This window comes from Blautia sp. AF26-2, assembly GCF_003460955.1.
Classification (GTDB): domain Bacteria; phylum Bacillota; class Clostridia; order Lachnospirales; family Lachnospiraceae; genus Fusicatenibacter; species Fusicatenibacter saccharivorans.
The window spans coordinates 34,927-58,318 of sequence record NZ_QTWD01000009.1 but is presented as its reverse complement, the minus strand read 5'-3'; the positions used below and the strand labels follow the sequence as shown (position 1 = coordinate 58,318).

At 51.0% G+C, this 23,392-nt stretch carries 19 protein-coding genes and 2 pseudogenes; 5 read left to right on the top strand and 16 right to left on the bottom strand.

The genetic code is table 11. From position 1 onward, the window contains the following. Nucleotides 1–96: 96 nt before the first annotated feature. The 4 genes from DWY63_RS12605 to DWY63_RS12590 all read right to left on the bottom strand — a co-directional run bounded on the left by DWY63_RS12605 (nt 97) and on the right by DWY63_RS12590 (nt 5,072). Complete coding sequence (locus DWY63_RS12605) at nt 97–1,584, bottom strand: FGGY-family carbohydrate kinase (protein WP_117802342.1); 1,488 nt, start codon at nt 1,582–1,584, stop codon at nt 97–99. A 319-nt stretch (nt 1,585–1,903) separates the two neighbouring features. Beyond that, nucleotides 1,904–2,836, bottom strand: a complete 933-nt coding sequence (locus DWY63_RS12600) for a transketolase family protein (protein WP_117802341.1) — start codon at nt 2,834–2,836, stop codon at nt 1,904–1,906. Continuing rightward, entirely contained in the window at nt 2,833–3,666 is an 834-nt protein-coding gene (locus DWY63_RS12595; protein ID WP_117802340.1) for a transketolase, read from the bottom strand. Before DWY63_RS12595 ends, DWY63_RS12600 begins: the two co-directional genes overlap by 4 nt. Before the next feature lie 5 nt (nt 3,667–3,671). Further along, the gene (locus DWY63_RS12590) at nt 3,672–5,072 is read right to left on the bottom strand and encodes an L-fucose/L-arabinose isomerase family protein (RefSeq protein WP_117802339.1); all 1,401 of its coding nucleotides are present in this window, start codon (nt 5,070–5,072) and stop codon (nt 3,672–3,674) included. A 351-nt stretch (nt 5,073–5,423) separates the two neighbouring features. Between DWY63_RS12590 and DWY63_RS12585 the strand changes: the two genes are divergently transcribed. The 4 genes and pseudogenes from DWY63_RS12585 to DWY63_RS12580 all read left to right on the top strand — a co-directional run bounded on the left by DWY63_RS12585 (nt 5,424) and on the right by DWY63_RS12580 (nt 8,369). Next, entirely contained in the window at nt 5,424–6,437 is a 1,014-nt protein-coding gene (locus tag DWY63_RS12585; protein ID WP_117802338.1) for a LacI family DNA-binding transcriptional regulator, read from the top strand. Between the two features lie 10 nt (nt 6,438–6,447). Next, a pseudogene (locus DWY63_RS19145) lies at nt 6,448–6,537 on the top strand (DUF6783 domain-containing protein); the annotation flags it as partial. 22 nt (nt 6,538–6,559) lie between these two features. Beyond that, nucleotides 6,560–6,685, top strand: a complete 126-nt coding sequence (locus DWY63_RS19140; protein WP_416822207.1) for a DUF6783 domain-containing protein — start codon at nt 6,560–6,562, stop codon at nt 6,683–6,685. Then, a complete protein-coding gene (locus DWY63_RS12580; RefSeq protein ID WP_117802337.1) occupies nt 6,669–8,369 on the top strand; it encodes an ABC-ATPase domain-containing protein in 1,701 nt (566 codons plus the stop codon). Before DWY63_RS19140 ends, DWY63_RS12580 begins: the two co-directional genes overlap by 17 nt. Before the next feature lie 109 nt (nt 8,370–8,478). On the opposite strand, the gene DWY63_RS12575 is transcribed toward DWY63_RS12580, so the two are convergent. The 8 genes from DWY63_RS12575 to DWY63_RS12540 form a co-directional block, all read right to left on the bottom strand. Then, nucleotides 8,479–9,888, bottom strand: coding sequence for a Sapep family Mn(2+)-dependent dipeptidase (locus DWY63_RS12575; protein WP_117802336.1), 1,410 nt, complete (start codon nt 9,886–9,888; stop codon nt 8,479–8,481). A 102-nt stretch (nt 9,889–9,990) separates the two neighbouring features. Next, entirely contained in the window at nt 9,991–10,749 is a 759-nt protein-coding gene (locus DWY63_RS12570) for an ABC transporter ATP-binding protein (RefSeq protein ID WP_117802335.1), read from the bottom strand. Then, nucleotides 10,750–11,532, bottom strand: coding sequence for an ABC transporter ATP-binding protein (locus DWY63_RS12565; protein WP_117802393.1), 783 nt, complete (start codon nt 11,530–11,532; stop codon nt 10,750–10,752). It lies immediately after the preceding gene. Between the two features lie 28 nt (nt 11,533–11,560). Beyond that, nucleotides 11,561–13,138: an ABC transporter substrate-binding protein gene (locus tag DWY63_RS12560; protein ID WP_117802334.1), complete on the bottom strand. Its 1,578-nt coding sequence runs from the start codon at nt 13,136–13,138 to the stop codon at nt 11,561–11,563. An 18-nt stretch (nt 13,139–13,156) separates the two neighbouring features. Beyond that, nucleotides 13,157–14,020, bottom strand: coding sequence for an ABC transporter permease (locus DWY63_RS12555; protein WP_117802333.1), 864 nt, complete (start codon nt 14,018–14,020; stop codon nt 13,157–13,159). Beyond that, nucleotides 14,017–14,961 (bottom strand): nickel ABC transporter permease, encoded by a 945-nt coding sequence (nikB, locus tag DWY63_RS12550; RefSeq protein WP_117802332.1) that lies wholly within the window; start codon nt 14,959–14,961, stop codon nt 14,017–14,019. Before nikB ends, DWY63_RS12555 begins: the two co-directional genes overlap by 4 nt. Further along, complete coding sequence (locus DWY63_RS12545; protein WP_117802331.1) at nt 14,954–15,217, bottom strand: hypothetical protein; 264 nt, start codon at nt 15,215–15,217, stop codon at nt 14,954–14,956. Before DWY63_RS12545 ends, nikB begins: the two co-directional genes overlap by 8 nt. A gap of 43 nt (nt 15,218–15,260) precedes the next feature. Next, a complete protein-coding gene (locus tag DWY63_RS12540; protein WP_117802392.1) occupies nt 15,261–17,729 on the bottom strand; it encodes a methyltransferase domain-containing protein in 2,469 nt (822 codons plus the stop codon). A 144-nt stretch (nt 17,730–17,873) separates the two neighbouring features. Between DWY63_RS12540 and DWY63_RS19135 the strand changes: the two are divergent. Then, nucleotides 17,874–18,029 (top strand): annotated as a pseudogene (locus DWY63_RS19135) (electron transfer flavoprotein subunit beta); the annotation flags it as partial. A 120-nt stretch (nt 18,030–18,149) separates the two neighbouring features. On the opposite strand, the gene DWY63_RS12530 reads toward DWY63_RS19135, so the two are convergent. The 4 genes from DWY63_RS12530 to DWY63_RS12515 form a co-directional block, all read right to left on the bottom strand. Beyond that, nucleotides 18,150–19,424 (bottom strand): transglutaminase domain-containing protein, encoded by a 1,275-nt coding sequence (locus DWY63_RS12530; RefSeq protein ID WP_117802330.1) that lies wholly within the window; start codon nt 19,422–19,424, stop codon nt 18,150–18,152. Further along, nucleotides 19,321–20,112 (bottom strand): N-acetylmuramoyl-L-alanine amidase, encoded by a 792-nt coding sequence (locus DWY63_RS12525; protein ID WP_330410121.1) that lies wholly within the window; start codon nt 20,110–20,112, stop codon nt 19,321–19,323. Before DWY63_RS12525 ends, DWY63_RS12530 begins: the two co-directional genes overlap by 104 nt. Before the next feature lie 82 nt (nt 20,113–20,194). Next, complete coding sequence (locus DWY63_RS12520) at nt 20,195–21,202, bottom strand: hypothetical protein (protein ID WP_117802329.1); 1,008 nt, start codon at nt 21,200–21,202, stop codon at nt 20,195–20,197. A 60-nt stretch (nt 21,203–21,262) separates the two neighbouring features. Further along, nucleotides 21,263–22,963, bottom strand: coding sequence for a glycosyl hydrolase family 18 protein (locus DWY63_RS12515; protein ID WP_158568373.1), 1,701 nt, complete (start codon nt 22,961–22,963; stop codon nt 21,263–21,265). Between the last annotated feature and the right edge of the window lie 429 nt (nt 22,964–23,392).

The window sequence follows — 23,392 nt, the reverse complement described above, 5'->3', positions numbered from 1 at the left end:
AAATTCAAGTTTCTTAGAGCCTCTTGCCTTCCGAAACAGTGCCTGTCCGGGGATTTGTGCTCTGTGGGGCGGGAGGCCTTTTACACCGTCCGTCCCCTATTTACTTAATACCCCGTCGACCGCCGCTTTCCATCCGGCATATTTTTTCTCCCGGATTTCATCGTCCATCTTCGGTTCATACACACTTCGTTTCATATTTCCCGCGAGTTTTTCCAGATCGTAGACCCCGGCTGAAATACCGGCCATATAAGCCGCCCCGATGCCGGAAAGCTCCTCCGCGTCCGGAATATTTACGCGTTTATTCGTAATATCACTCTGGAACTGCATCAGATATCCGTTTCGTGTCGGGCCGCCGTCTACACGGAGTTCCTCGATCCGCATGCCGGTATCCTGCTCCATCGCACGGACAAGGTCGGTGATCTGGTAGGCAATGCAATCGAGTGCCGCTTTTACCACCTCGGCTTTTCCTGTGGTGCGGGTAATTCCGCTGATCGATGCCGTTGCTTTCTCATCCCAGTACGGCGCACCAAGCCCGGTAAATGCCGGAACCAGATACGTGCGGTCTGCCGAATTTGCCTCCCTCGCCAGTCCTTCCGTCTCTTTTGCCGAAGAAATCAGCTTCAGGTCATCCTTCAGCCAGGTAATCACAGCTCCGGTGTAGTTCAGGTTGCCTTCCAGCACATAGTCCACCTTGCCGCCTCTTCCCCACGCAAGCGAAGTCACAACGCCGTGGCTGCTCTGAATCGGCTTGTCTCCAATGTTCATCATCAGCGAAGAACCCGTTCCGTACGTCGCCTTGATCATGCCCGGTTTTAAACAGCCCTGTCCGAACAGAGCCGCATGAGAGTCGCCTAATACACCACAGATCGGAACCGGCTCGGAAAACAATCCTTCCATCGTCGTGGTTCCATACACCGCATCGGAATCACACACCCTGGCCAGCGCACAAGCCGGAATCTCGAACATCTCGCAGATCTTCTCATCCCACGCCAGTGTTTTCAAATTAAACAACTGCGTTCTCGACGCATTTGAAAAATCCGTCTTAAATGCATGATCCCCCGTCAGCTTGTAAACCAGCCAGCTGTCGATGGTGCCAAGGCAGAGCTCCCCGTCTGCAGCACGTTTCTGTCTTTCTTCTCCGCCGTTTCGAAGCAGCCACGCCATCTTTGCAGCAGGAAAATAAGCCGAAAGCTGCAGACCCGTCGCCTCGCGGATCTCCTCTGCGTGCCCCTGCTCCGCAATCTCCTGCGCAATCCCGCTTGCGCGTCCGCATTGCCATACAATGGCCTCTTCCAGCGGTTTCCCGGTCGCCTTGTCCCAGATCGCCGTCGTCTCACGCTGATTGCTGATGCCGATTCCGGCGATTGTTTCCGGTGCAACACCGGACTCTGCCACCAGCATTTTTACCGTCTGTACGGTATTCCGGTAAATCTCATTCAGATCATGGGACACCCATCCCTTTTCATTGACAATCTGCCGGTGCGGCAGGTCGGTACGGCGGAGTAAATGTCCCACCCCGTCAAAGAGCAGCGCTTTCGTTCCCTGCGTGCTCTGATCAATTCCGATGATATACCTTTTCTCCATTTTTCCAGCTCCGTTCCTAAAATTTTATAAATATCCAGATCCCCATCTCGAATAACGCTGAATACACCCTGTTTTTCAACACACCATGCGTCATTTTCTATTGTCGCGGCATTCACCCTGCCCCTATAGGCAAGATCTTTGGCGATTACCACACATTCCAACATCTTCCGCAGAACGATTTGTTCCTGATTATATAGAAAAAGTTCCTGCGTTCCCGGATTTTCTTCCGCCCGGGCACGCAGGAACATGGCATACGCAGACCTGCGGCAGTTTACAGTTCCCTGCGGGCTATCACATTCACCGCTGATTCCATTTCTGGTTAAGCCAGTAATTCTTTCGCTTTTTTTGCAATGCCCTCGGCATTCAGTCCATAATAGTCAAAGACTTCTTTAGAAGTTCCCGTGATCACCGGTGCATCCGGCAGAGACATGTTGACTACCTTACGCGGGCACTCTGCGCCGACCACCTGGCTTACCATCGAACCAAGGCCGCCAAATGGAGCGTGCTCTTCGATCGAAATGACAACTTTTGCCTTCTTTGCAGCCTCTACCAGGCCCTCTTTGTCCAGCGGTTTCACACAGTACATATCGAGCAGTCCTGCGCTGATTCCCTCTTCTTTCAGCATAGCAGCTGCATCGAGCGCCGGGCGGACCATCTCACCGCAGGCTACCAGTAAAACATCGGTGCCCTCCGAAAGAACCGTCGCCTTATCCATCTCAAACGGGGTATTTTCTTCGCTGTAAATATCCGCAACGGCATTTCTTCCCACTCGGATATAAGCTGGTTTTTCATCGGTAAGAAGCGCCTCAACCAGTTTTGCTGTCTGGAAGCGGTCGCTCGGCAGATAAACGCGCATGTTCGGAATAGCTGCCATTGCTGCGATGTCCTGTGCAGAATGATGGCTCATGCCGAGTGCGCCGTAGCTCACACCGCCGCTGATGCCGATCAGCTTTACATTGGTGTTGGAGTATGCACAGTCAATTTTCGCCTGCTCATAGCTTCTTGTAGAAAGGAAGCACGCCGGAGATGCCGCAAATGCTTTCTTGCCGCATTTTGCAAGACCGGCAGAAACGCTGACCAGATCCTGCTCCGCAATACCCATCTCCACAAACTGCTCCGGATATGCATTTGCAAACGGTGTCAGGGAAGCACTTCCCCTGGAATCGCTGCAGAGCACTACGATATCTTTATCCGTCTCGGCATGTTTCATTAAAACCTCGCAAATGGCCTGTCTGTTTGGAATCTTATTCATGACAGTGCCTCCTTTCTCTCATCCAGATCCTTCATAATCTGTTCTACTTCCTCCGGTGTCGGCACTTTATGATGCCACTCCGCCTTATTTTCCATCACGGAAGAACCACAGCCCTTCGTTGTGTTTGCAATAATAACCGTCGGTTTTCCCTTGCAGTGTTTCGCCAGCTCAAACGCATGAACGAGCGCGTCCATATCGTTGCCCGGTACGGAAAGAACATTCCATCCGAACGCTGCCCATCTCTCCTCCTGGCTGTCCTGTTTCATGACATCCTCGGTATTTCCGGAGATCTGCAGACGGTTGCGGTCTACGATCGCACAGAGGTTGTCCAGCTTGTAGTTTCCTGCGGACATTGCGCCCTCCCAGACAGAGCCTTCTGCCAGCTCGCCGTCACCCATAACGGTGTAGACACGGTAATCTTTTTTATCCATTTTTCCTGCCAGCGCCATTCCCACGCAGACCGGAAGTCCGTGGCCGAGAGAACCGGAATTCATCTCGATGCCCGGCAGTTTATTGTTCGGATGGCCGATGTACGGGCTGCCGAATTTGGAGAATTTTTCGATGACCTCTTCCATCGGGAAGAATCCCTTTGCCGCAAGTACTGCATAATATGCCTCAACGGAATGACCTTTACTCATTACAAAACGGTCGCGGTCCGGGTCGTCCACATTCTCAGGGCTGATGTTCATCTCTTTAAAATACAGCGCCACAAGCACATCAATAACACTCATGTCACCACCGATGTGGCCGCCCTTGCCGGAAACTACCATTTCCACTACTTTCTTCCGCAGATCATACGCCAGACAACTCAATTCCTTGTATTCACTCATGATTTTCATTCTCCTCTTAAATATGCTTTGACATCTTCCTCGATCGGATCATATAAATCCGGGGCAATACCGATGTATTTGCATGCTTCATACAGAACCGGCACAACGTTCTCGTGGATACCGACACAGTGGTGGATGTACGGTCCTTCCACGATTTTTGCCTCGAGGCGTTTCAGGTTCTGTACCTCAACCCATACGTAGGTTCCCTTCGTGTAAGGTCCCTCGACACCTTTTGCATTTCCAAGCAGCAGGGAGTACTCTCCGTTGTCTCCGTCGAAACGCGCCAGTGTCATTTCGCCTAATTTTGCCTGTGCCTCTACAGCGCCCGGATGGCTGAATGCCAGAGGATAACCGATCGTCGGTTTTTCCTGTGCAACAGAAATCGGCCACGGTCCGCAGTGCTGCAGCAGCTCGCCGTTCTCGTTGTCCGGGTGACGTACCGTCCAGTCAGCAAAGAAGCTTCTCTTGTCGTTTCTGCCGGCAGCCTCTACCATCAGAGCGGTGATGGCTCCGTGGATATCGGTCTCACAGACAACCGGAATTCCCTCTTCGTTCAGCAGGGAGTTTGCCGCACACGGCATGATGCCGATCTCACCCTGCAGCGCGTTCCAGCACTGGATCGCGATGGCATTGCAGGAATATTTTGCAGCCAGATTTTTCATCGCAACCTTCAGAGCTGCTACATTTTCCAGTTCTTCCGGTTTGATCTTTACACACATATTGGTATTGCAGTATGCAACGACTTTTTCTACCTCGCTGCCCTCTGCTTTTGCTTTTTTCATCTCCGCAGTCAGTTCCGGAAGCGGAATCGGGGAAAGCTGGATGTTGAATTTTTCCAGCAGCTCGCCCTCGTTGCACATGGTGGACCAGAAATCGAACGGACGCGGTCCGATCTGAAGGATTCTGGTGTGGCGGAAGGTATCTACCACATTACATACAGCAAGGAAATCCTTGATACCGCGCTCAAATTCCGGATCGGTCAGACGGCAGTTCGTCATGTAGGTGAACGGAACACCAAAACGGCGCAGCACTTTTCCAGTTGCAAACAGGCCGCACTGGCTGTCGCGGAGACGCACACCGTTCTCATCCGGTCTCTCATCGCGCGGTCCCCAGAGGAGTACCGGAAGCCCCATTTCCTTTGCCAGTCTTGCACAGACATATTCCGTTCCGAAGTTTCCGTGCGGGAAGAAAATTCCCTTTACGTTTTCACGGCGGAATTTCTCCTGGATTTTCTCACGGTCCGCCTCATCGTAAAACAGCCCCTCCTCGTTGATGTCTGTGATATCGACAAATTCAACGCCGAGCTCTTTTAAACGCTCTCTCGTCAGGTTGGCGTATTTTACGGCATCCGGGGCACTGAAAATGCTTCTTCTCGTAGGTGCAAATCCGATCTTAATTGATTTCATATTCATTTCCTCCACTTAATTTTCTTTAAATTCTGCTAAATTATGTCTTGAATTTTCCTGTTCTTTATGGCTCTTATATTACTAAATTATTTTGAACTTGTCAACATCTATTCAGCTTTATTAAATATTTTTTAGTAATTTATACAAAAAAGAATGGCTGTTTTTATGCATTTCTTCATATTTCATTTTTTTACAGTTCAGAAGTTGACTTCTTTTTTAATTCATATTAAAATCAATGCATAAGTTTAATATTTTTCAGATAAATACTGAAATAAATTTCAACATCCCGCATGCACAAAACAAACGAAAGCACCATGCGGGCTGATTTTATCGAACAGGAGCTGAACTCTTATGAATATTTCTGCGAAAGAACTGGCAAAGCTGATCAACGTATCGCCTGCCACGGTTTCTATGGTTTTCAATAACAAACCCGGCATCAGCGATGCCACAAGAGAGCTGGTTTTAAAAACCGCAGCCGAGTATGGCTATGCGCCGAAAAAAAATGAATCCTCCGGCGCTTCCTCCCGCATTATTCAGCTGGTCAATTATAAAAAGCACGGAAAGGTCGCTGCCGACACGCCGTTTTTCTCCCAGCTGACCGAAGGAATCTCCACCGAATGCACCCGTCAGGGCTGTGCGCTTCATATCTCCTATTTTTATGAGACCATGGATATTGACAGCCAGCTCGATGCACTCTGCGCTGTGGACTGTGAGGGCATTCTTCTTCTTGCAACCGAAATGGCTCCGTCCGATTTCCGCAAGTTCCGCGATTTTTCTGTTCCGATCGTTGTCGTGGACTGTTATTACGATGAGCTCGATTACGACTGCGTTCTGATCAACAACATCCAGGGGGCATTCAACGCCACGAATTATCTGATTCAGTGCGGACACAAAAACGTGGGCTACTTTCACTCGAGCCTCGACATCAGCAACTTCTCCGAACGCGCCGACGGCTACTACAAAGCGCTCCGTGCAAACGGTATCAGCACCTCACATCCATATGTCCACCCGGTTTCCCCGACCTCGGACGAAGGCTACCGCGACATGCTGCGCCTTCTCGAGTCGAAAGCGCCGATCGCGGACGCCTACTTTGCCGACAATGACATCATCGCGGCGGCCGCCATGCGTGCACTGCGTGAAAACGGCTACCGCATCCCGGAGGATGTCTCTATCATCGGCTTTGATGACGTTCCGATGTGCGATATGATGGTTCCGCCACTTTCCACTATGAAGGTCAGAAAACGCGAGCTTGGAGCCACCGCTGTCCAGCGCCTGCTTGACCGCGTAGCCGATCCGAAACGCGAATGTCTGAAAATGTGCATGGCAACCAAGCTGGTGAAACGCCAGAGTGTTTCCAGACGTTAAAGCTTTTTGGATGAGGCTGTCGTCCAGCGCGTGTCTGAAAAATCATTTCCGCAAGCTGCAAGCCCCACTTTGTGGGAGATTTTGCCCTCATTCGGTTGCCGTAGCGGGTTTAAGCCGCCCTCATTCGGACAAAATCTCCCACCACCTGGAACTCGCAGCTTGCGAAAAGCCATTTTCAGACATGCTCTGTACGGCAGCCTCACCTTTTTTATTTTGAAAGGAGTTTTTTTCATGCAATCTGCAAATGACCTGAAACAGCTTTTATTCAGTATCAATCACAAAAGCTATCCCGCCTATAAATCTACCCGCGGTGCCTATCAATTTCCGCGCTACACACTCTCCATCGACCACGTGCAGGGCGATCCGTTCGCCGCTCCGTCGCGGGTCAGCGTTCATGTCAGCGGCAAAACCGCTGCGTTTCCGGCTTTTCTCTACGACACATACGAAAAGCGCGTCGCCCTCCAGGATTACCTGCTGCGCCAGTTTGCGCGCGCCATCGCACCGTATTCCTTCCGCGCGAAGGGTTCCGGCAAAAGTGGTCTGCTGGGGATAAGCCGCTGCGGACAGGAAATTCTGGAGCGCACTGCCTGCGTTCTGAATCCTTCCGACGGCAGTCTTGTCGTCAACATGGAAATCGGCTTTCCAGCCAACGGCCGCACCATCGCCTCGCAGGAGCTGATCCGTATTCTTTTCGACTTTCTGCCCGGCTGCGTGGAAAAATCGCTGTTCTACCGTGCTCTGGATCCGAAAGCATGCGCCAATGTCGCCTATCTCTGTGAGGACCAGCAGGCGATCCGTTCCGCATTAAAAGAAAAAGGGCTTACTGCCTTCATCGCCGACGGCTCCATTCTCCCGCGCGAGACCGGTGTTTCCGATCTGCCGATGAAGCACGCCGTTCCGTTTATCTCACCGGAATCCCTGCGCGTTACCCTCGATCTTCCAAACCGCGGACCCGTTTCCGGCATGGGAATTCCACTCGGTGTCACACTGATCGTAGGCGGAGGCTTCCACGGAAAATCCACCCTGCTGCAGGCGCTTGAGCGCGGCGTATACAACCACATCGCCGGGGACGGCCGTGAATATGTCATCACCGATGCAAGCGCCGGAAAGCTCCGCTCCGAGGACTCCAGAAGCATCAGCAACGTCGATATCTCCCTCTTCATCCACAATCTTCCCGGAAAGAGTGATACGACTTCATTCTCGACCGCCGATGCCAGCGGAAGCACCTCGCAGGCTGCCAACGTGATCGAGGGCATCGAATCCGGCACGAGCCTCTTTCTGATCGATGAGGATACGTCCGCCACCAACTTTATGGTGCGCGATGAGCTGATGCAGCGCGTCGTTGCCGACAGCGAGGAACCGATCACACCGTTTATCAGCCGCGTAAGGGATCTGTATGAGAAGCTCGGGATCTCGTCCATTCTTGTTGCCGGAAGCTCCGGTTCTTACTTCCACGTGGCAGACACTGTCATTCAGATGAAAGAATACGTTCCTTATGACATTACGGATCGCGCAAAAACCACAGCCGCAGAATTTCCGCCGTTTACTGCCTCCGTGCGCCCCTTTTCCGTTCCAGCCTTTCACCGCTGCCCGCAGCCGGGTAAAGGCCTGACGGGAAGTGACCGCACGAAAGTCAAAGTGATGGGACGAGAATCCATCCTCATCAACAAATCTCTGACGGATCTGCGCGCCGTGGAACAGCTCACGGACAATGAACAGCTGAACGGGCTGGCTGCGCTCCTTTTAGAAGCCGCCGGACACAAAATGGACGGTAAGAAAACACTGGTGCAGGTGGTGGATCTGCTGGAAAAACAGATGGATGAAAAAGGTCTTACTTCTCTTCTCGCCCCGGGAAGGCCAGGCGATCTGGCACGGCCGAGACGACAGGAGATCTTTGCATGCCTGAACCGGTGCAGGGAACTGCGGTTCTGAGAAAATTTGTAACAATTCAGAGCCATAAAAAATCTTCAGGCAAACCTTGTTCTTTTCAGAATCTATCGGTTTGGCTGAAGATCTTTTTTATCTTTTATTTTTCAATTATTTATTCCCCGCAGATCCGCAGAATCGCCTCCGCGAAGATCACAACGCATTCTTTCAGGCATTCGATTTCCACGAACTCGTCTGCTCCGTGCATACGGTTGTCGACTTCAAGGTCTGCGCATCCAAACGCAACACCGTTTTTCAGATGATGCACATACGTTCCGCCGCCGATCGCAAATGGTTTGCCTGGTTTTCCAGTGACATCCGTGTAGCACTGCAGCAGGGTCTGGACAAACGGGCTGTCGGCCGGGACGTGGTGTGGTGGGAACATTCCGCTGCCTTCCATGGAGAAGCCGCCTTTTTTCATGTTCTGCCCGGCGGTATCGTACAGGTTTTCTTTTGTCGCGCAGATCGGGGCGCGGCAGTCGTAGGAACCGGTCAAGGTTTTGCCGTCGTAGTTCATGAGGTCGAGGCTTAAGGTGAGCTCGCCGGACTCTTCATCTGACATGGCGACACCGAGGCCTGCGCCTTTGCCGTCGCCGTGCGGATAAACTTTTGCAAGGAAACTGATGTCGTTTTTCAGTTCACTCTCTTCCATTCCAACGGATGCGAGAAGCTGCAGCAGTGCAGTCAGTGCGTTGTTACCCATTTCCGGAGTGGATGCGTGGGCGAAGGCACCGCAGGCGGTGATTTTTACATTGCCGTTTTCGGTGTCTTCCAGAACGAAGGAAACACCGGTCTTCTGCTCTGTTTCATCAGCGCAGGCTTTCAGGTCTTCTTTTGCCATGCCGGCAAGCTCTGCATATGCTTTGCCTGGTACAACGTTCAGTTTGGTGCCGGCCTGTAAGGATACGAGGCGCACGCCTGTCGTTCCAGCATCGGATGTTTTTTCGAAGTGGCCGCGCATGCCGCCTTTTTCAATGTTGATGACCGGGAATTCGGCATCCGGTGAGAAGGTGCATGGTGCTTCCACTTCTTTCTTATAATAATATTCGAGGTCAGAGCTTCCACACTCCTCGTCGGAACCGAGGACAAGACGGACATTTTTCTTTAATGGGTAACCGAGTTCTTTGACAGCGCGCATTGCGTAGATAGCTGCGATCGCCGGTCCTTTGTCGTCTGCGGTTCCGCGGCCGAACATTTTTCCTTCTTTGATGAGCGGGGTGAATGGATCGGTCTCCTGCCAGCCTTCGCCTGCCGGTACGACATCGAGATGGGCGAGAATATCAAGGCCCTTTTCTTCCTGATTAAAGTCAGCTGCAATTGCGTAGTTGTCGTAGTTGGTTACGGCAAAGCCGTATTTTTCCAGAATTTCGATTCCCTGCGCCAGTGCTTCTGCCGCCAGTGCGCCGAATGGTTTGCCTGGCTCTGCCGCCTGTTTTTCGCTTGGAATCCGGATCAGGCTTTTCAGGTCTTCGATCATCTCCGATTCATGGTTTTCGATATATGTTTTTAACTCTTCTTTTCGCATCGCAAGTTTTCTCCTTTTTCTTTTCCGGCGCTCTTGCCGCTTTTCTCTATCATAACGCAGAAAGAGCAGAAAATCCACATTTTCTGCTCTTCCTTTCCAAACTTATAACACGGAATCTACCAGTAATTTGGTATACGGATGTTTCGGATGCCAGATCACTTCCTCCGGTGTTCCTTCTTCTACCATTTTTCCCTGCTTCATGACGAGAATCCGATCGCAGAAGGACTGTACCAGTGCCAGATTGTGACAGATAAATAAAATTGTCAGATGTTTTTCCTTCCGCAGCAGATCCAGAAGCTCCATGATCTGTTTCTGCACGGCGACATCCAGTGCAGACGTCGCCTCATCACAGATCAGAATCTGCGGCTCGATCGCCAGTGCTCTTGCAATCGCTGCACGCTGGCACTGACCGCCGCTTACCTCATGCGGATATCGTTTTGCAAACTCTTCCGGAAGACCGCACTGCTCCAGCAGCTGCCTTACCCTCTTCTCTGCTTCTTTCCGGGGAACTCCGGCATTTCTGAGACTTTCCCCGATCCCTTCCCCCAGCGTCCGGCGCGGGTCGAAAGAGCTGACCGGATCCTGAAAAACCATTTGAATTTTCCGGCAGACCTCTCGATTTTTTTTTCGTTTCGTATCTCCGATCTCTTGGCCGCACAGGGAAAGTACGCCGCCGTCCGGCTTTTCAAGACAGCACAAAAGTCTGGCCAGCGTACTTTTCCCACTTCCGGATTCACCCACAATTCCAAGCGTCTGCCCCGGCATCATCTGAAAGGAAACATGATCTACCGCATAAAATTTTTCCTTTTTTCTGTCTTCAAACGTTTTGGTCAAATCGGAAACTTTCAAAATTGGTTCCATTTATTTCCTCCAAAGTCTGGGAACTGCCGCCAGCAGATTTTTGGTGTACTCCCGGCGCGGTTCCTTTAGCACCTGTTCTGCAGTACCATACTCTGCCACGCAGCCGTCTTTTAACACAAGCACGGTATCTGCCATGGCTGATACAACCCCGATATCATGTGTCACCAGAACGATTGCGGTTCCAAATACTTCCCGCAGATGGAGCATCTCCTCTGCCACCTGTTTCTGTACGGCCACATCCAATGCGCTTGTCGGTTCATCGGCCAGCAGAACCGGCGGCTCCATCAGCATGGCAAGGGCAATTCCCACTCTCTGCTTCATGCCTCCCGAAAGTTCAAACGGATAGCTTCTCCAGATTCTTTCCCCGTCTTCCAGGCCAATCTTTTCAAACAGCTGCAGTGCCTGCCTTTTCGCCTCTGCTTTCGTTATTTTTTTATGGACGGCCATGCTCTCCCGGATCTGCGCACCAATGGTACGTATGGGACTTAACGAAGCGCCCGCATCCTGGAAGATCATGCCGATTCCTGCTCCGCAGATGGTCCGCAGCTGTTTTTCCGGCAGATCCGGTATGTCCTGCCCGCGGAAAAAAATATCTCCCCGGGTTACCATTCCGTCCCTTCCAAGTAAACCCATTGCAGCCTTCAGCAAGGTACTTTTTCCGCTTCCGGATTCGCCCACAATGCCAAGAATTTCTCCCGGATGAAGTTCGAAACTGACGTCATGTACCACGGTGTTTCCCCGAAAAGCGATATCGACATGCGAATAAGACAGCAGTTCTTCCATTCTTTCTCCTTTTTGCTCTTCCCACATATTATTCTGCCGGTTTCAGGTCTGCGGTAATCTCATAGAAATCGCAGGGATGCGCCGTCAGTCCGGTTACATCTGACCGTGAAATCATGCTCATTTTCAGATGTGAACAGAACACAAAAGCATGATTGTCCAGGATCGTCTGCTGCATCTGGACCGCCAGTTCTCCTCGTTTTTCTGTATCAAAGGTAACTGCCATTTCTTTTTCCAGCTCTTCCAGCCTGTCAGAATGGTAATGTCCGTTGTTGACCGCCGAACTGTCCAGACAGTGTGTCGTAAAGAAATACTCCGGATCTCCCGTCGGCGCCGTTACCATTGCACTTGCATAAACATCCCATGCCGTCGGATCTTTTCGCAGACTGTTATGATTTGCCGTGCTGTTGATGGACACATCGATTCCGATTTCTTTTAAGGTTGCCTGAGCCGATTCTGCAAGAAGCGGCAGTTCCTGACGGCTTGGATACGTCAGCCAGCGGATCGACAGTTTTTCTCCGTCTTTTTCCCGGATTCCATCTCCATCACGGTCCACCCATCCGGCATCCTCCAGCACTTTTTCGGCTCCCGCCGGATCATAGGATTCTGCCTGTACGGCATCTCCTCCAAAAGAGAAATTATCCGGATACGCACCGACTGCCGCATAACCGTTTCCATCCAGAAGCGTCTCAACAAACCCTTCTTTGTCGATTCCCATTGCAATTGCTTTCCGCACTGCCTCATCCTGGATGATCGGGCTTTCAAAGTTCATATGGGCAAAGAACGCACGGCTTGTGGCACAGCTCGAAAATGTGTAATCATCATTCTCAAACAGCGGATAGCTTGCATACGGCATTCCATAGGCGCCATCAATCTCTCCGGACTGAAGTGCCATGGTAAGTGTGTCGCCGTCCGAGATGGTGCGAACCGTAATCTGATCAAATCCCGGTTCCCCATCCCAGTAGGTTTCATTTTTTTTAAGCTCCAGTTTTTCCCCGGATGTAAGAGATACGACTTGATACGGTCCGGTTCCTGTTACGATGCCATCCTCTGTAATGCCCGCCTGCATATCAATGATACATCCATACGGGTCGGAAAGATAGTTCAAAAGCGTCGGTTTTGGAACCTGCGTTTTGATTGTGACTGTCTGACCTTCTGCCGTAATGGAGTCAATCATCAGATCTCCTCTGGCACGCTCATGAACCTCGATCAGATGTTCCAGACATTCTTTTACTGCTTCTCCATCCATTTTTCGTCCGCTGGAAAACGAAACATCGTCCCGCAGTGTGATGATCCAGGTCAGATCATCCGGATTTTCATATTCGGTTGCCAGCCATGGCTCAATTTCCATGGCATCGGAATAATGAAACAGCGTTTCCCCAATTCCATATCGGATACAGGCCCAGCCGGCATAGGTATTATGCGGATTGACATCGGCTTCCTCATTTTCCGGGTTAAAAGTGGTATCACCAAATACAAATGTTTTTTCACTGTTTTCTGTCTGCGTACTGTCCGCACTTTTCTGACTTTGGCATCCGGCAAGCAGACTGCCGCTTAAACAGACTGCCGCTAAAAATAATATCGTTTTTTTCCAGTATTTTGTTTTCATGTTTCTCTCTCCCTTTCTTTATTGTTTCCGCCCATTGTGTGGATCCAGATAATCGCGCATGGCATCACCAAGCAGGTTAAAAATAACAACCGCCATAAAAATAGCAAGTCCCGGGCCAATTACAACCCATGGATACGTCTGCAGCATACTTCTTCCGCCGCTCATCATATTTCCAAGCTCCGCCGTAGGTGGCTGTGCGCCAAGTCCCAGGAATGACAGTCCGGCAAGTTCCATCATCATCGTTCCGATATCGAGCATCGATGTTACCAGAATCGGTCCGGCAATATTCGGCAGGATATGGCGCCAGATCATCTGCGCCGCGGTACATCCGGCAAGCTGGCTGGCCGCCATATAGTTTGTATTTTTTACCGTCAGCGTCTGGCTTCTTGCAATTCGGGCATACTTCGGCCAGCTGATTAACGCCAGCGCCAGAACTGCATTACTGATTCCTCCATTTAAAAGAGCTGCGATTGCCATTGCAAAAACCAGGCCGGGAAACGCAAGACAAATATCGGAAACCCGCATAATAACGGTGTCTGCAATTCCGCCGAAATATCCGCAGATCAGCCCCAGGATACTTCCCGTCACGGTAACGACAACCACTAGAATCAGTGTAGAAGTAACACTGGTTTTTAAACCCACCAGAATTCTGGACAGCATATCCCGCCCGAACCGATCTGTTCCGGCAAGATGTCCCGCTCCCGGCGGCAGTAACGCAGCCCCTGTATCCTGCGCATTGGGATCATAGGGACAGATCTGCTCCGCAAAAACAACTGTCAGCAAAAGCAGTGCCGTCAGAAACACAAAAAAACACAAACGTTTTTTGGTCCGGTCCGGCTGAATTTTCTGTCTGCGCACGGTAATGGTCTTTTCTTTTTTCATCCTTCCATTCCTCCCAGGCGAATTCTCGGATCCAGAAAACGATACGCCAAATCCGTAAGCAGGTTAACCCCGACATAAATGATCGCCATCCACATCACATATGCCTGGATCATCGGATAATCACGCATACTGATAGCATCCACCGCAAGTTTTCCAACTCCGTCCCACAGAAAAATAGATTCTACAATCGCTGTTCCTCCAAGAAGGCTTCCGATGGACAGCGTAAGCAGAGTAAGAATCGTCACAAGCGAAGCGCGGAGCACGCTCTTTACCAGCGTGGTCGAAAATGGAATACCTCTTGCTTTTGCGCCGGTTACATAACTTTGCCCCAGCTCATCCAGAACAGTTGCCCTTACCTGCCGCAGATACTTGGCAGACATGGCGATCGCAAGGGTCAGTGCAGGCAGTGCCACGCTTTGCAGACTGACTCCGTCCGAAATAACCGGAAACCACTTCAGGCGAATCGCAAAGAACAGCATCAAAAGCAGTGCCACGAAAAAATTGGGCATACTGTTTCCCATAAAGCTGCAGAACCGAATCAGGTAGTCGATCATCCGATTCTGTTTTACCGCCGCAAGCACGCCAAGCGGGATGGAAATGACAATCGTCAATCCAATCGAAACGACGGTCAGAAGCAGGGTCGCCGGAAGTTTTGCCAGAAAGGTATCAAAAATATCTTCTCCTGAGATATAGCTTACGCCCATGTCCCCATGCAGCAGATTTTTCAGCCATACAACGTACTGCACCAGAAACGGCTTGTCCAGTCCAAGCTCCTTTTGTGCCTGTTCGATCACATCCTGTGACATAACCATGCCGGTATTTTCCATCTTCTGAAGTACCGCATCGCTTCCTGCCAGCCGCATCATTCCAAAAGACAAAAAGGTAATCACAAAGAGAATCGGTATCAGCTGAAGAAGCCTTTTCATCACATAGTTACGCATCTTTTTTTACTCCTTCAACCAGGAACATCGGGGTGGAAGCATTGTTGATCCGTTCTTCTTTTGTCCAGACCGCTTTCCAGATTTCGGGATCGGCTTTGGCTTCCATGCCCGCCACCCGCAATACGGTAAGATCCCATTCCGGTCTCTGTTTTTCTGACAGCGGTGTCTGCCGTGCAATTGCCTCCATTGCTGCCACATCGGTTCTTCCGGTCCAGTAATGAATATTTTCTTCCTCAAAGTTTTGAAACTGTTTCATATCCTTTTCCTCCGCAAATCATTTCTTTCCGGTATGAAAACCTTCATTTTTTTACTGCACAGATCGAAAACATCGGCGCAGGATTGTAAAATTCATCTTTTTCCAGATAAATCCGTTTTCCAAGATCCGGATCAATGTGAATTTCCCCTCTGGTATTCTCACACAGCACCGCCACATCATATGCCGGCCGGTTTTTCCGGCTGATTGGAAGCTGTGCTTTGATCCGTTCGCACTCTTCAAGCATTTCATTTCCAACTTTAAAATGGGCATGCTGTTCCGGCAGATCTTTCGTGTCAGAAGCATCGTCTTTTCCGTAATTGGCATCGAAGTTCAGCAGGATACCGCCCGTTTTCAGCACACGCATCCATTCGCTGTAGGCATGCTCCGCATTCGGCAGGGTCCATGTCAGATTTCGGGAAATGACAACATCAAACGTTTCATCCGCAAATATCGGTTTTTCCGCGTCCATAACCTGGAACCGGCAGTCGGCGTTTTCCTCCTCGGCAAGCTGGATGGCATTCTCAACCATCTCCGGTGTCAGGTCGATGCCGAAGACCTCATGGCCCGCTTTTGCCAGCAGAATTGAGAAAAATCCGGCTCCGCAGCCGACATCAAGAATTTTTAACCGTCTCTTTTCCGGAATCTGTTTTTCGATCTCTTTCATCCAGCGCTTCGCAATCGGGTTGGCCAGCTCCGCGCGTCTCTGCTCCAAAAAGCTCTCACTCCGCTTTTCCCAGTAATGGACAATCTGTTCTTTGCGGTCGTCATATTCCGGCTCGCGCACGATCCGTCCGTAGGCAACAACAGATCCTCCCTCGATTACCTGCAGGCTGCCCGTCTGGTACAGCACAACACCGGTGTATTCGGCGCGGCATGTCTCCCGGAGTTTTCCATTATAATCACGGATGGTTCCAAGCAGTGCACCCTCCGCAACCATGTCTCCCGGTTTCGCCGCCGGATACCACAGTCCGCTTTCCGAAGCCGCCTGATAGCGGACATCCGTCACTTCCATCGGCACGTAGTTCCGCACATCGCGGCGGATCTGATACATCCCGAGGCTGCTTAGGATATTGCGCACATCGCGCTTGTCCGAATTGACTTCCTCGGATGTCCATGCGCCCATGCCGCCGCGCTCCAGGAGAATACTTGCAATTCCTCTGGATGCCGCATAGTTGTAAGCTCCGCCCGATGATACCATGGAGCGCACCATGTACGGTACATCCACCTGCTCCGCCATTTTCCGCGAAGTCTCCATCACTTCCTGCGCCGCTTTTCCGGCGTAATAGACGTACGGCGTCAGATCCTCAAAATCGTCGCCGCTGTGGAGGTCGATATAGTAATCTACTTTCGGGAAAACTTCCTTTGTCATCGCCCACGCCAGCCGCTCCATCTCGGTTCCGTTTGGGTTGCCCGGAAATACACGGTTCAGGTTTTTGCCATCGGAAAGTCCGAGACTGCCCGCACGGTTTTCAAAAGCAGGACGGTTTAAGACCTTTAAAATCACGATCGTTCCAACCGTTTTTTCCGGCTGAAGCTCCGCTCCCAGTTCCACACACGCCTGAATGCCGACGTATTCCCCGGAATGAACGCCGCCGGTGATCAGCATTGTTTTTCCCGGAAGTTTTCCACAGATAATCGTTCCCGGAAGCACGATATCCCCATTCGCAAAGGAGATATCCCCCTGATATTTTTCGCCGCGGCGGACGGTCACATCACCAAGCTGGAAGGGCTGCTCTGCGCTTTTTTCCGCGCGCACCAGAAACATCGGTGTCGATGCATAGTTCAGTCTCTCTTCCTCGCTCCAGACGCGCTTCCAGATTTCGGAATCGGTCTGGATGGAACAGACGCCGAGGGATTCGAGCACCTTCGTATCCCACGCCGGCCGTTCCATCGCAGAGAGCGGCACCTGGCGCGCAATATTTTCCATGCGGTCAATGTCCGTGCACAGATAATGATCGTCGAGCTGCTGCTCTTCCACTTTCTTCCGGTCTGCCTCGTACGCTTCTTTTTTCTCCTCGTCATAGAGATAACCATACCAGTTCGCATCAAAATTGAGCAACACGCCGCCCGGTTTCAGGACACGCATCCACTCTTGGTATGCCTGCTCCGGCTTTTCCAGATTCCAGGTCAGATTTCTGGAAATGACAACATCAAAGGTCTCATCCGCAAACTCCAGATTCTGTGCATCCATCCGCTGCAGCGTCACGCGCTCCAGACCGTATTTCGTATATTTTCCCAGATTCTCTTTCGCCTTTTCCAGCATCTCCTCCGTGTAGTCAACAGCCGCCACCGTATAACCTGCCTCCGACAAAATCATCGGGAAGAATCCCGGGCCGGTTCCGATATCGAGAATCTTCATCTCTTCTTTCTTTTTCTCTGGAAACTGCTCCTCTAATACATGCAGCCACGCTTCTCTCTGGCTTCCCGCCAGTTCTTTTTCATTGACCTCAGAATACCCCTCCGCACGGGTTCCCCAGTAGGAGGCAATTTCCTGTAATAATTCCTGTTCCATATCTTCCGCTTCTTTCTTCTTTTTCTTAATTTTCCCGGCGCGGTCGTTCTCCAACCGCTCAAATATCCCTTTACTCTACCAAAAATCGGCCTTTTTCACAAGCCCCCACGGGGGATATTCTTAACGCCGGCGCAGGGTATTCAGGTGATCGGCGGCGCGGATCTGATTATCTGCGGACGTCAGACAACCGACGGCGATACCGCGCAGGTCGGCCCTTTGATTGCGAAACATCTGACGATCCCGCATGCCGCCTGGGTCGCAGAGGTTACCGATGTCACGGATCATTCCATCACCGTCCGTCAGGATCTTGTGAGTGTTTCCCAGGTTTCCGAACTCCCTTATTCGTGCCTGATTACCATCGAGTTTCTCGAGCGCGAGCTGATCGACATTTTGTTTCCGGATATTTTTAAAGGAGAACCGTCATTCACTCGGTTCTCCTTTATATTGCCAGAATACCATCAGCTTTCTTGTCGCCGTATCCTCGCTGTATGTATATTTTACGGACCCGAGTCCGTAATAGCTGCAAAGATAGCCGGAAGCCTTATCGAGAAGCTCCGGTCGGGCTTCCATGACCTGTGCCATCAGATCATCGGTGGCAAATTTAAATTCGGAATACTCTTTCGTCTCTTCAATATCCGTCTCCATTTCCCACAGAATCTGTTTTGCATCAAATGTATCCATGTACCGGCCGATCTGGCGGTAATACTCGAGGTCATCTGCATTGCACGCCGGGAGCGGCAGATTCGCATCCGCCTGATGCGTGTCCGAAAATTCCGCATCGGAAACGCAGAGAAAATCGTAGTAGATCAGGTCGTCCGGCAGATTGTACTCGCCGCTCTCGCCCTCTGCGAATACCGGATCGCCCCAGGTTACATCGACGTTGTAATAATTGTCTCCGCACTTTACGATATTCCAGCCGTGCGCCTCGCCGGTGTCTGTCGTTCCCGTCACATAAATGACCGGGATGTCCAGGCGGTTCATCAGATACTGGAACGTTCTGGCATAGCCTGCGCAGACCGTCTGTCCGTTCACAAGTCCGCTGTAGAGTGTCTGATTCTCTGGCGCATCTTTCACATAATCAATCTGCCGGATACATTTTTCAAAGACAGCCTTGATCTTCCCATAGTCATCCATCGAACGGTCGATATCACTTAAGAAATCGTTTCCCGCCCCTTTGATCTGGGTCTGGCGGCCTGTGATCTCCTCCGCAAAAATCGTGTATTCTGGAACTACCTCACAGTAGTTTTTCGGCTCACCGTATCCCGTGACATGTGATGCTCCGTTGATCCAGCAGTACTCCGGGTAATCCATATAGACCCATCCGTAAACCTCCGCCGTCACATCGGGATCGCCGCCTTTTGTGATGATGGTTTCCTGGTGTTCCGCGATTCCCTGCACCAGTTCGCGGTAAATCATCTGTCTGTTTTCATCGAGCTGGCTGTAATAATACCGCTTCGCCAGCTCCTCCTCATCTGTATTTTCCGCCTGAAACTGTGTTGCGCCATTCTCTGACAGACCATTGTTTTCGTCTGCCGTCTGTGAAGCAGTGCTGCTGTCCGCTCCGCTTCCGTTCTGCGCGGGATCGCTCTCATCAAATTCTCCGAATACCAGATAAGCCGCCAGCAGGGCAAGCATAAGCGGAAGCAGCGCCCGCAGCGGTCTCTTCCGTCTTCGTCTGTGTCTTCTCTTTGCCATTCTTCTTTTCTCCCAGATACGTTAAAACGCCGTCACACAGTGCATCCGCCACCTTTTTCTGGTACTCCTTTGTGTTCAGGAGCGCTTCCTCCTCCGGATTTGAGAGGAATCCGCACTCGCAGATCACCAGCACTGCGTCTGTCTTCTTCAGCATGTAATACGTTTTGTTTCCCTTGGCTTTCCTGTGATTCGCCGGATCGAGCCCCGCGACCAGTGCAGCCTGCATGCAGAGCGCCAGTTTTTCGCCTTCTTTTGAATCCGTATAATAAAACACCTGCGCCCCTTTGACCGCCGCATCCGGGTAGCTGTTCTGGTGAATGCTGATCACACAGTCCGGCTTTTTTTTATGAATCAGCTGCACGCGCCGCTGCAGATCCTGCACTTTCGCATTCACGGCTCCCGGATCGGAGAGATCATCCTCCCCTTCCCGCGTCATCACCACAAGGATTCCCTGCTTTTCCAGCTTCTTTTTCAGCAGACGGGCAATCGCAAGGTTGATGTCCTTTTCTTTGACACCGTTTGCCCCGATTTTGCCGGGATCGTCGCCGCCGTGGCCGCTGTCCAGCACCACTACTTTTGTGGCTGCCTTCTGTGCTGCCACCAGCCGTGCGCCCTCGCGGGACAGAACATACGCCGCCGAAAGCAGAATCACCGCCATCAGCCATTCCAGTTTTTTCCCTTTTTCCAAATGAAAAGCCCCCTGCTGCAAATTTCCTTTCTTGGTCATTTTATGCAGCAGCGGGGCAGGTTACAACTCTTATTGCTTCCGGTTACTCTTCCTCATCTTCTTCATCATGCGCGCGATTCGGGATTTCATCCTCTTCTTCGTCGTTGTCATCATCGAGATAATCCGGCTCATTTTCGAAATCGATGACTGCGGAATTTTCGACGATTTCGTCTGCTTCTTCTGCGGTATCTTCACGGTCTGGCTCTGCGGCTGTTTCTTTTGCTTCTCCGGGAAAGATACTTTTTACCGGATCTTTCATGAAGGTTTCTACTTCCGATGCAGAACGTTTCATCTCTTCACGCATTTTTTCGATGCCGGCAAAGGTCTCCTCAAAAATTCTGCGATTCTTCTCGAGTACACTCGTCATGGTTTCCATCTCGGCGTAAATCTTCTGGTATCTGGTGTTGGCTTTCTGCAGCTCCGCGTCCATATGGCTCTGGATTTCTTCTGCTTCGGCCTGCAGTTTTTCTTCATAAACAGCAGCCAGTTCCTCGCCCTTCTGACGTGCGCTCTCTACCATGTATTCGCACTGTTCCTTCGTCTCGCGGCGCTGCTTTGCACAGGATTCCTTTGTCTCTTCCCGCTGTTTCCGGCAGGACTCGTTTGTCTCCTCTCTCTTTTTGCAGCACGCCTCATCCGTTTCCTCCGTTTTCTCGCGGCAGGACTCGTCCGTTTCTTCGGTTTTCCGGCGGCAGGCTTCCTCGGTCTCTTCTTTTAGCTTTCTGCAGCTCTCCTCTGTTTCCTGTGTCAGTTTTTTCGCTTTCACCTGTGCCTCAAACACAAGGCCGCTGATGCTGTCATAATTGTCGATATAGCTCTGGTATTTCTCATGAATGTTTTTTTCGAGCTCCTCGATTTTATCCTCACGCTCGCGGATCTTGCGGTTCAGCTTCTCGATTTCCTGCTCTTTTTCCTCGATCTTCGCTTCCAGTTTCTTCTGAGCGGCATACGCCTGATCTTTCAGGTTCTGCACTTTCGTCATAACATCGTCCTTATCGAAACCGCCCATCAGCGTTGTTTTAAATAATTCTTCGTGATTGTTTTCTGACATGTATACTCCTCCTTCGTGCCCGGGCTTTTATCATTCCCCTTATCCTTCCCGGACTCCTCGTCAACTGTTTGTTTCAATATATTTTGAAATCAGACTCCAGACGTCTGCGCACTCGAATCCGAGCTTCCACTCTGCCACTCCGGCGAGATCGGCACTTTGGATCACTTTCAGTTTTTCCTCCATGGACTGCTCATCCTCCATCCAGATCGTGTATCTGGCATCGGAAGTTTCTACCGTTGCCACATTCTGGCCAAGGGATGCATCCCAGGTTTCTGTCATCTGATTCTCTTTGGCATAGTTTTTGGCGCCATCCATGCCCAGCACCTCGCTGGTAATGGCGCTCTGTCCGAACTTTTCCGTCCAGACACGGGTATAAAACGGGATTCCGCAGATCACCTGATCGGCAGGCATCACCCGCGTCATCTCCTCCACGGCCTGCTGTACGAACGGGAGGGATGAAACAGAGCCTGCCTCCTCGCTTCCCGCGAAATGCTCGTCATAGGCCATGACAATCATATAGTCCACAAATCTTGCCTGCTCGCCGCGCTGATAATACATCGTGTAAGCCTGCGGTACCGGCGTATCGACCGACACCACAAGATTCTGTGCATGCGCCGCGCTCGTCAGTTCCCGCAGAAACTGCAGGTAATGCGGGATTCCGGCCTCTTTCAGATTCTCGAAATCCACGTTGATGCCGTCCATGCCGCACGATGCTGCCTCGGCGAGCAGCTGCTCAATGATTCTACTGCGCACGGATGCGTAGGCAAGATCGGTTGTTTCGTCAAATGCTTCATTAAAGTTATCAATCAATCCCCAGACTTCCCGTCCCGCTTCATGCGCCAGTTTCACGTAATCGGCGCTCGCAAGGCTGGAAATCGTACCGGTTTCGTCTGTCACGGAAAACCAGGTCGGTGAAATCACGTTCACGCCGGTCATTTCTGCTATCATCTCTGCCATCGCATCGTTCGACTCGGTCGATGTGCTCTGATGCCAGACCAGATTGATTTTGTGATCCCGTGTAATTCTTTCATAGGAATCTTTCTTTGCCGTCCGCGCTTCGATGGCCTCCGGCTCGGAGATATCCTCTGTCTGGATGTATCCGGTATAGCCGTCCGCCGTCATGACTTTGCACCAGTTGTCCAGATTTTCCAGATACAGCAGGGTGTCTCCCTTCTGTACATCCGCAAGAATCAGACTCTTGATGCCGCCTTTCTGGCGCACCTGCGCGGTGTCTGACTGTACCGTCGCCTGCTCCACGCCGTCCCATTCATTCCGGATTACAACACGGTTGGGATCGCTGTAATATGCATAGTCGAGATCTGTGTATTCTTTTACGACATCCAGCGAAATGTAAACCTTTCCGTCGCTCTCCTGCTGTACGGCAGGCTGTCCGCCCGGTGTTTTGGCAACGGCCGCATCGCCCGGAAGCAGTGTCTGCACGCCGCCGCTCGTTGTAAGCAGGATTCCTTTTGTTTCTTCATCCCAGTAGAAGCAGCTGTTCAGCTGGGATTCTACATATGTGTATGCCGCATACGGCTCTCCTCCGATAAGGACGGCCTGCTCTTCCAGAAGTTCTCCGTTCTGGATCAGCGCAACGCTGTTTTCGTCTGTCAGGTTAAAATATTCGTTCCCGGCCATGTATTCGGTTCCGGGTTTATATCGGTTTATCAAAAATGAAACAACGCCTGCTGCACCGACTATCACGATCAGAATCAGTACGACCAGTACCGGCGCTGCTTTTTTCTTCTGTTGCTCCTTCATGTGTTCTTTTCCCCTTTTCCTCGCTCTGAAGATCTCCCCACTTGCGCCCATTATAACAAAAAAAATACCCAATAGCAACCGTTATGCGCAAGGGAACCGCATGCGAGTCAGAAAGTATCGTTACAGTTCACTGGTTCCCAGCGAACTGTAACATTCGCAGCCCTCATTTAAAATTTTGCTTCGCAAAAGGAGGGCTGCTCACACCTGAATCATGTTCTTACGCAGCGAAACAACAGGTGTTTCACTGCTGATTGAACAGTAACGAAAGTATCGTTGCTTTTTGCTATTGGGTATTTTTCAGAAAATCTGTTTAAAAAGTTTTGTCGATTGTTTGTTTCATGGCTTATTTGCAGTTGTGACGTACAAAAAAGAAAGCCCCTTCGATCCGTATGAAATACTTTTGTTTTTAGTTTCAATGATCATGTTTCG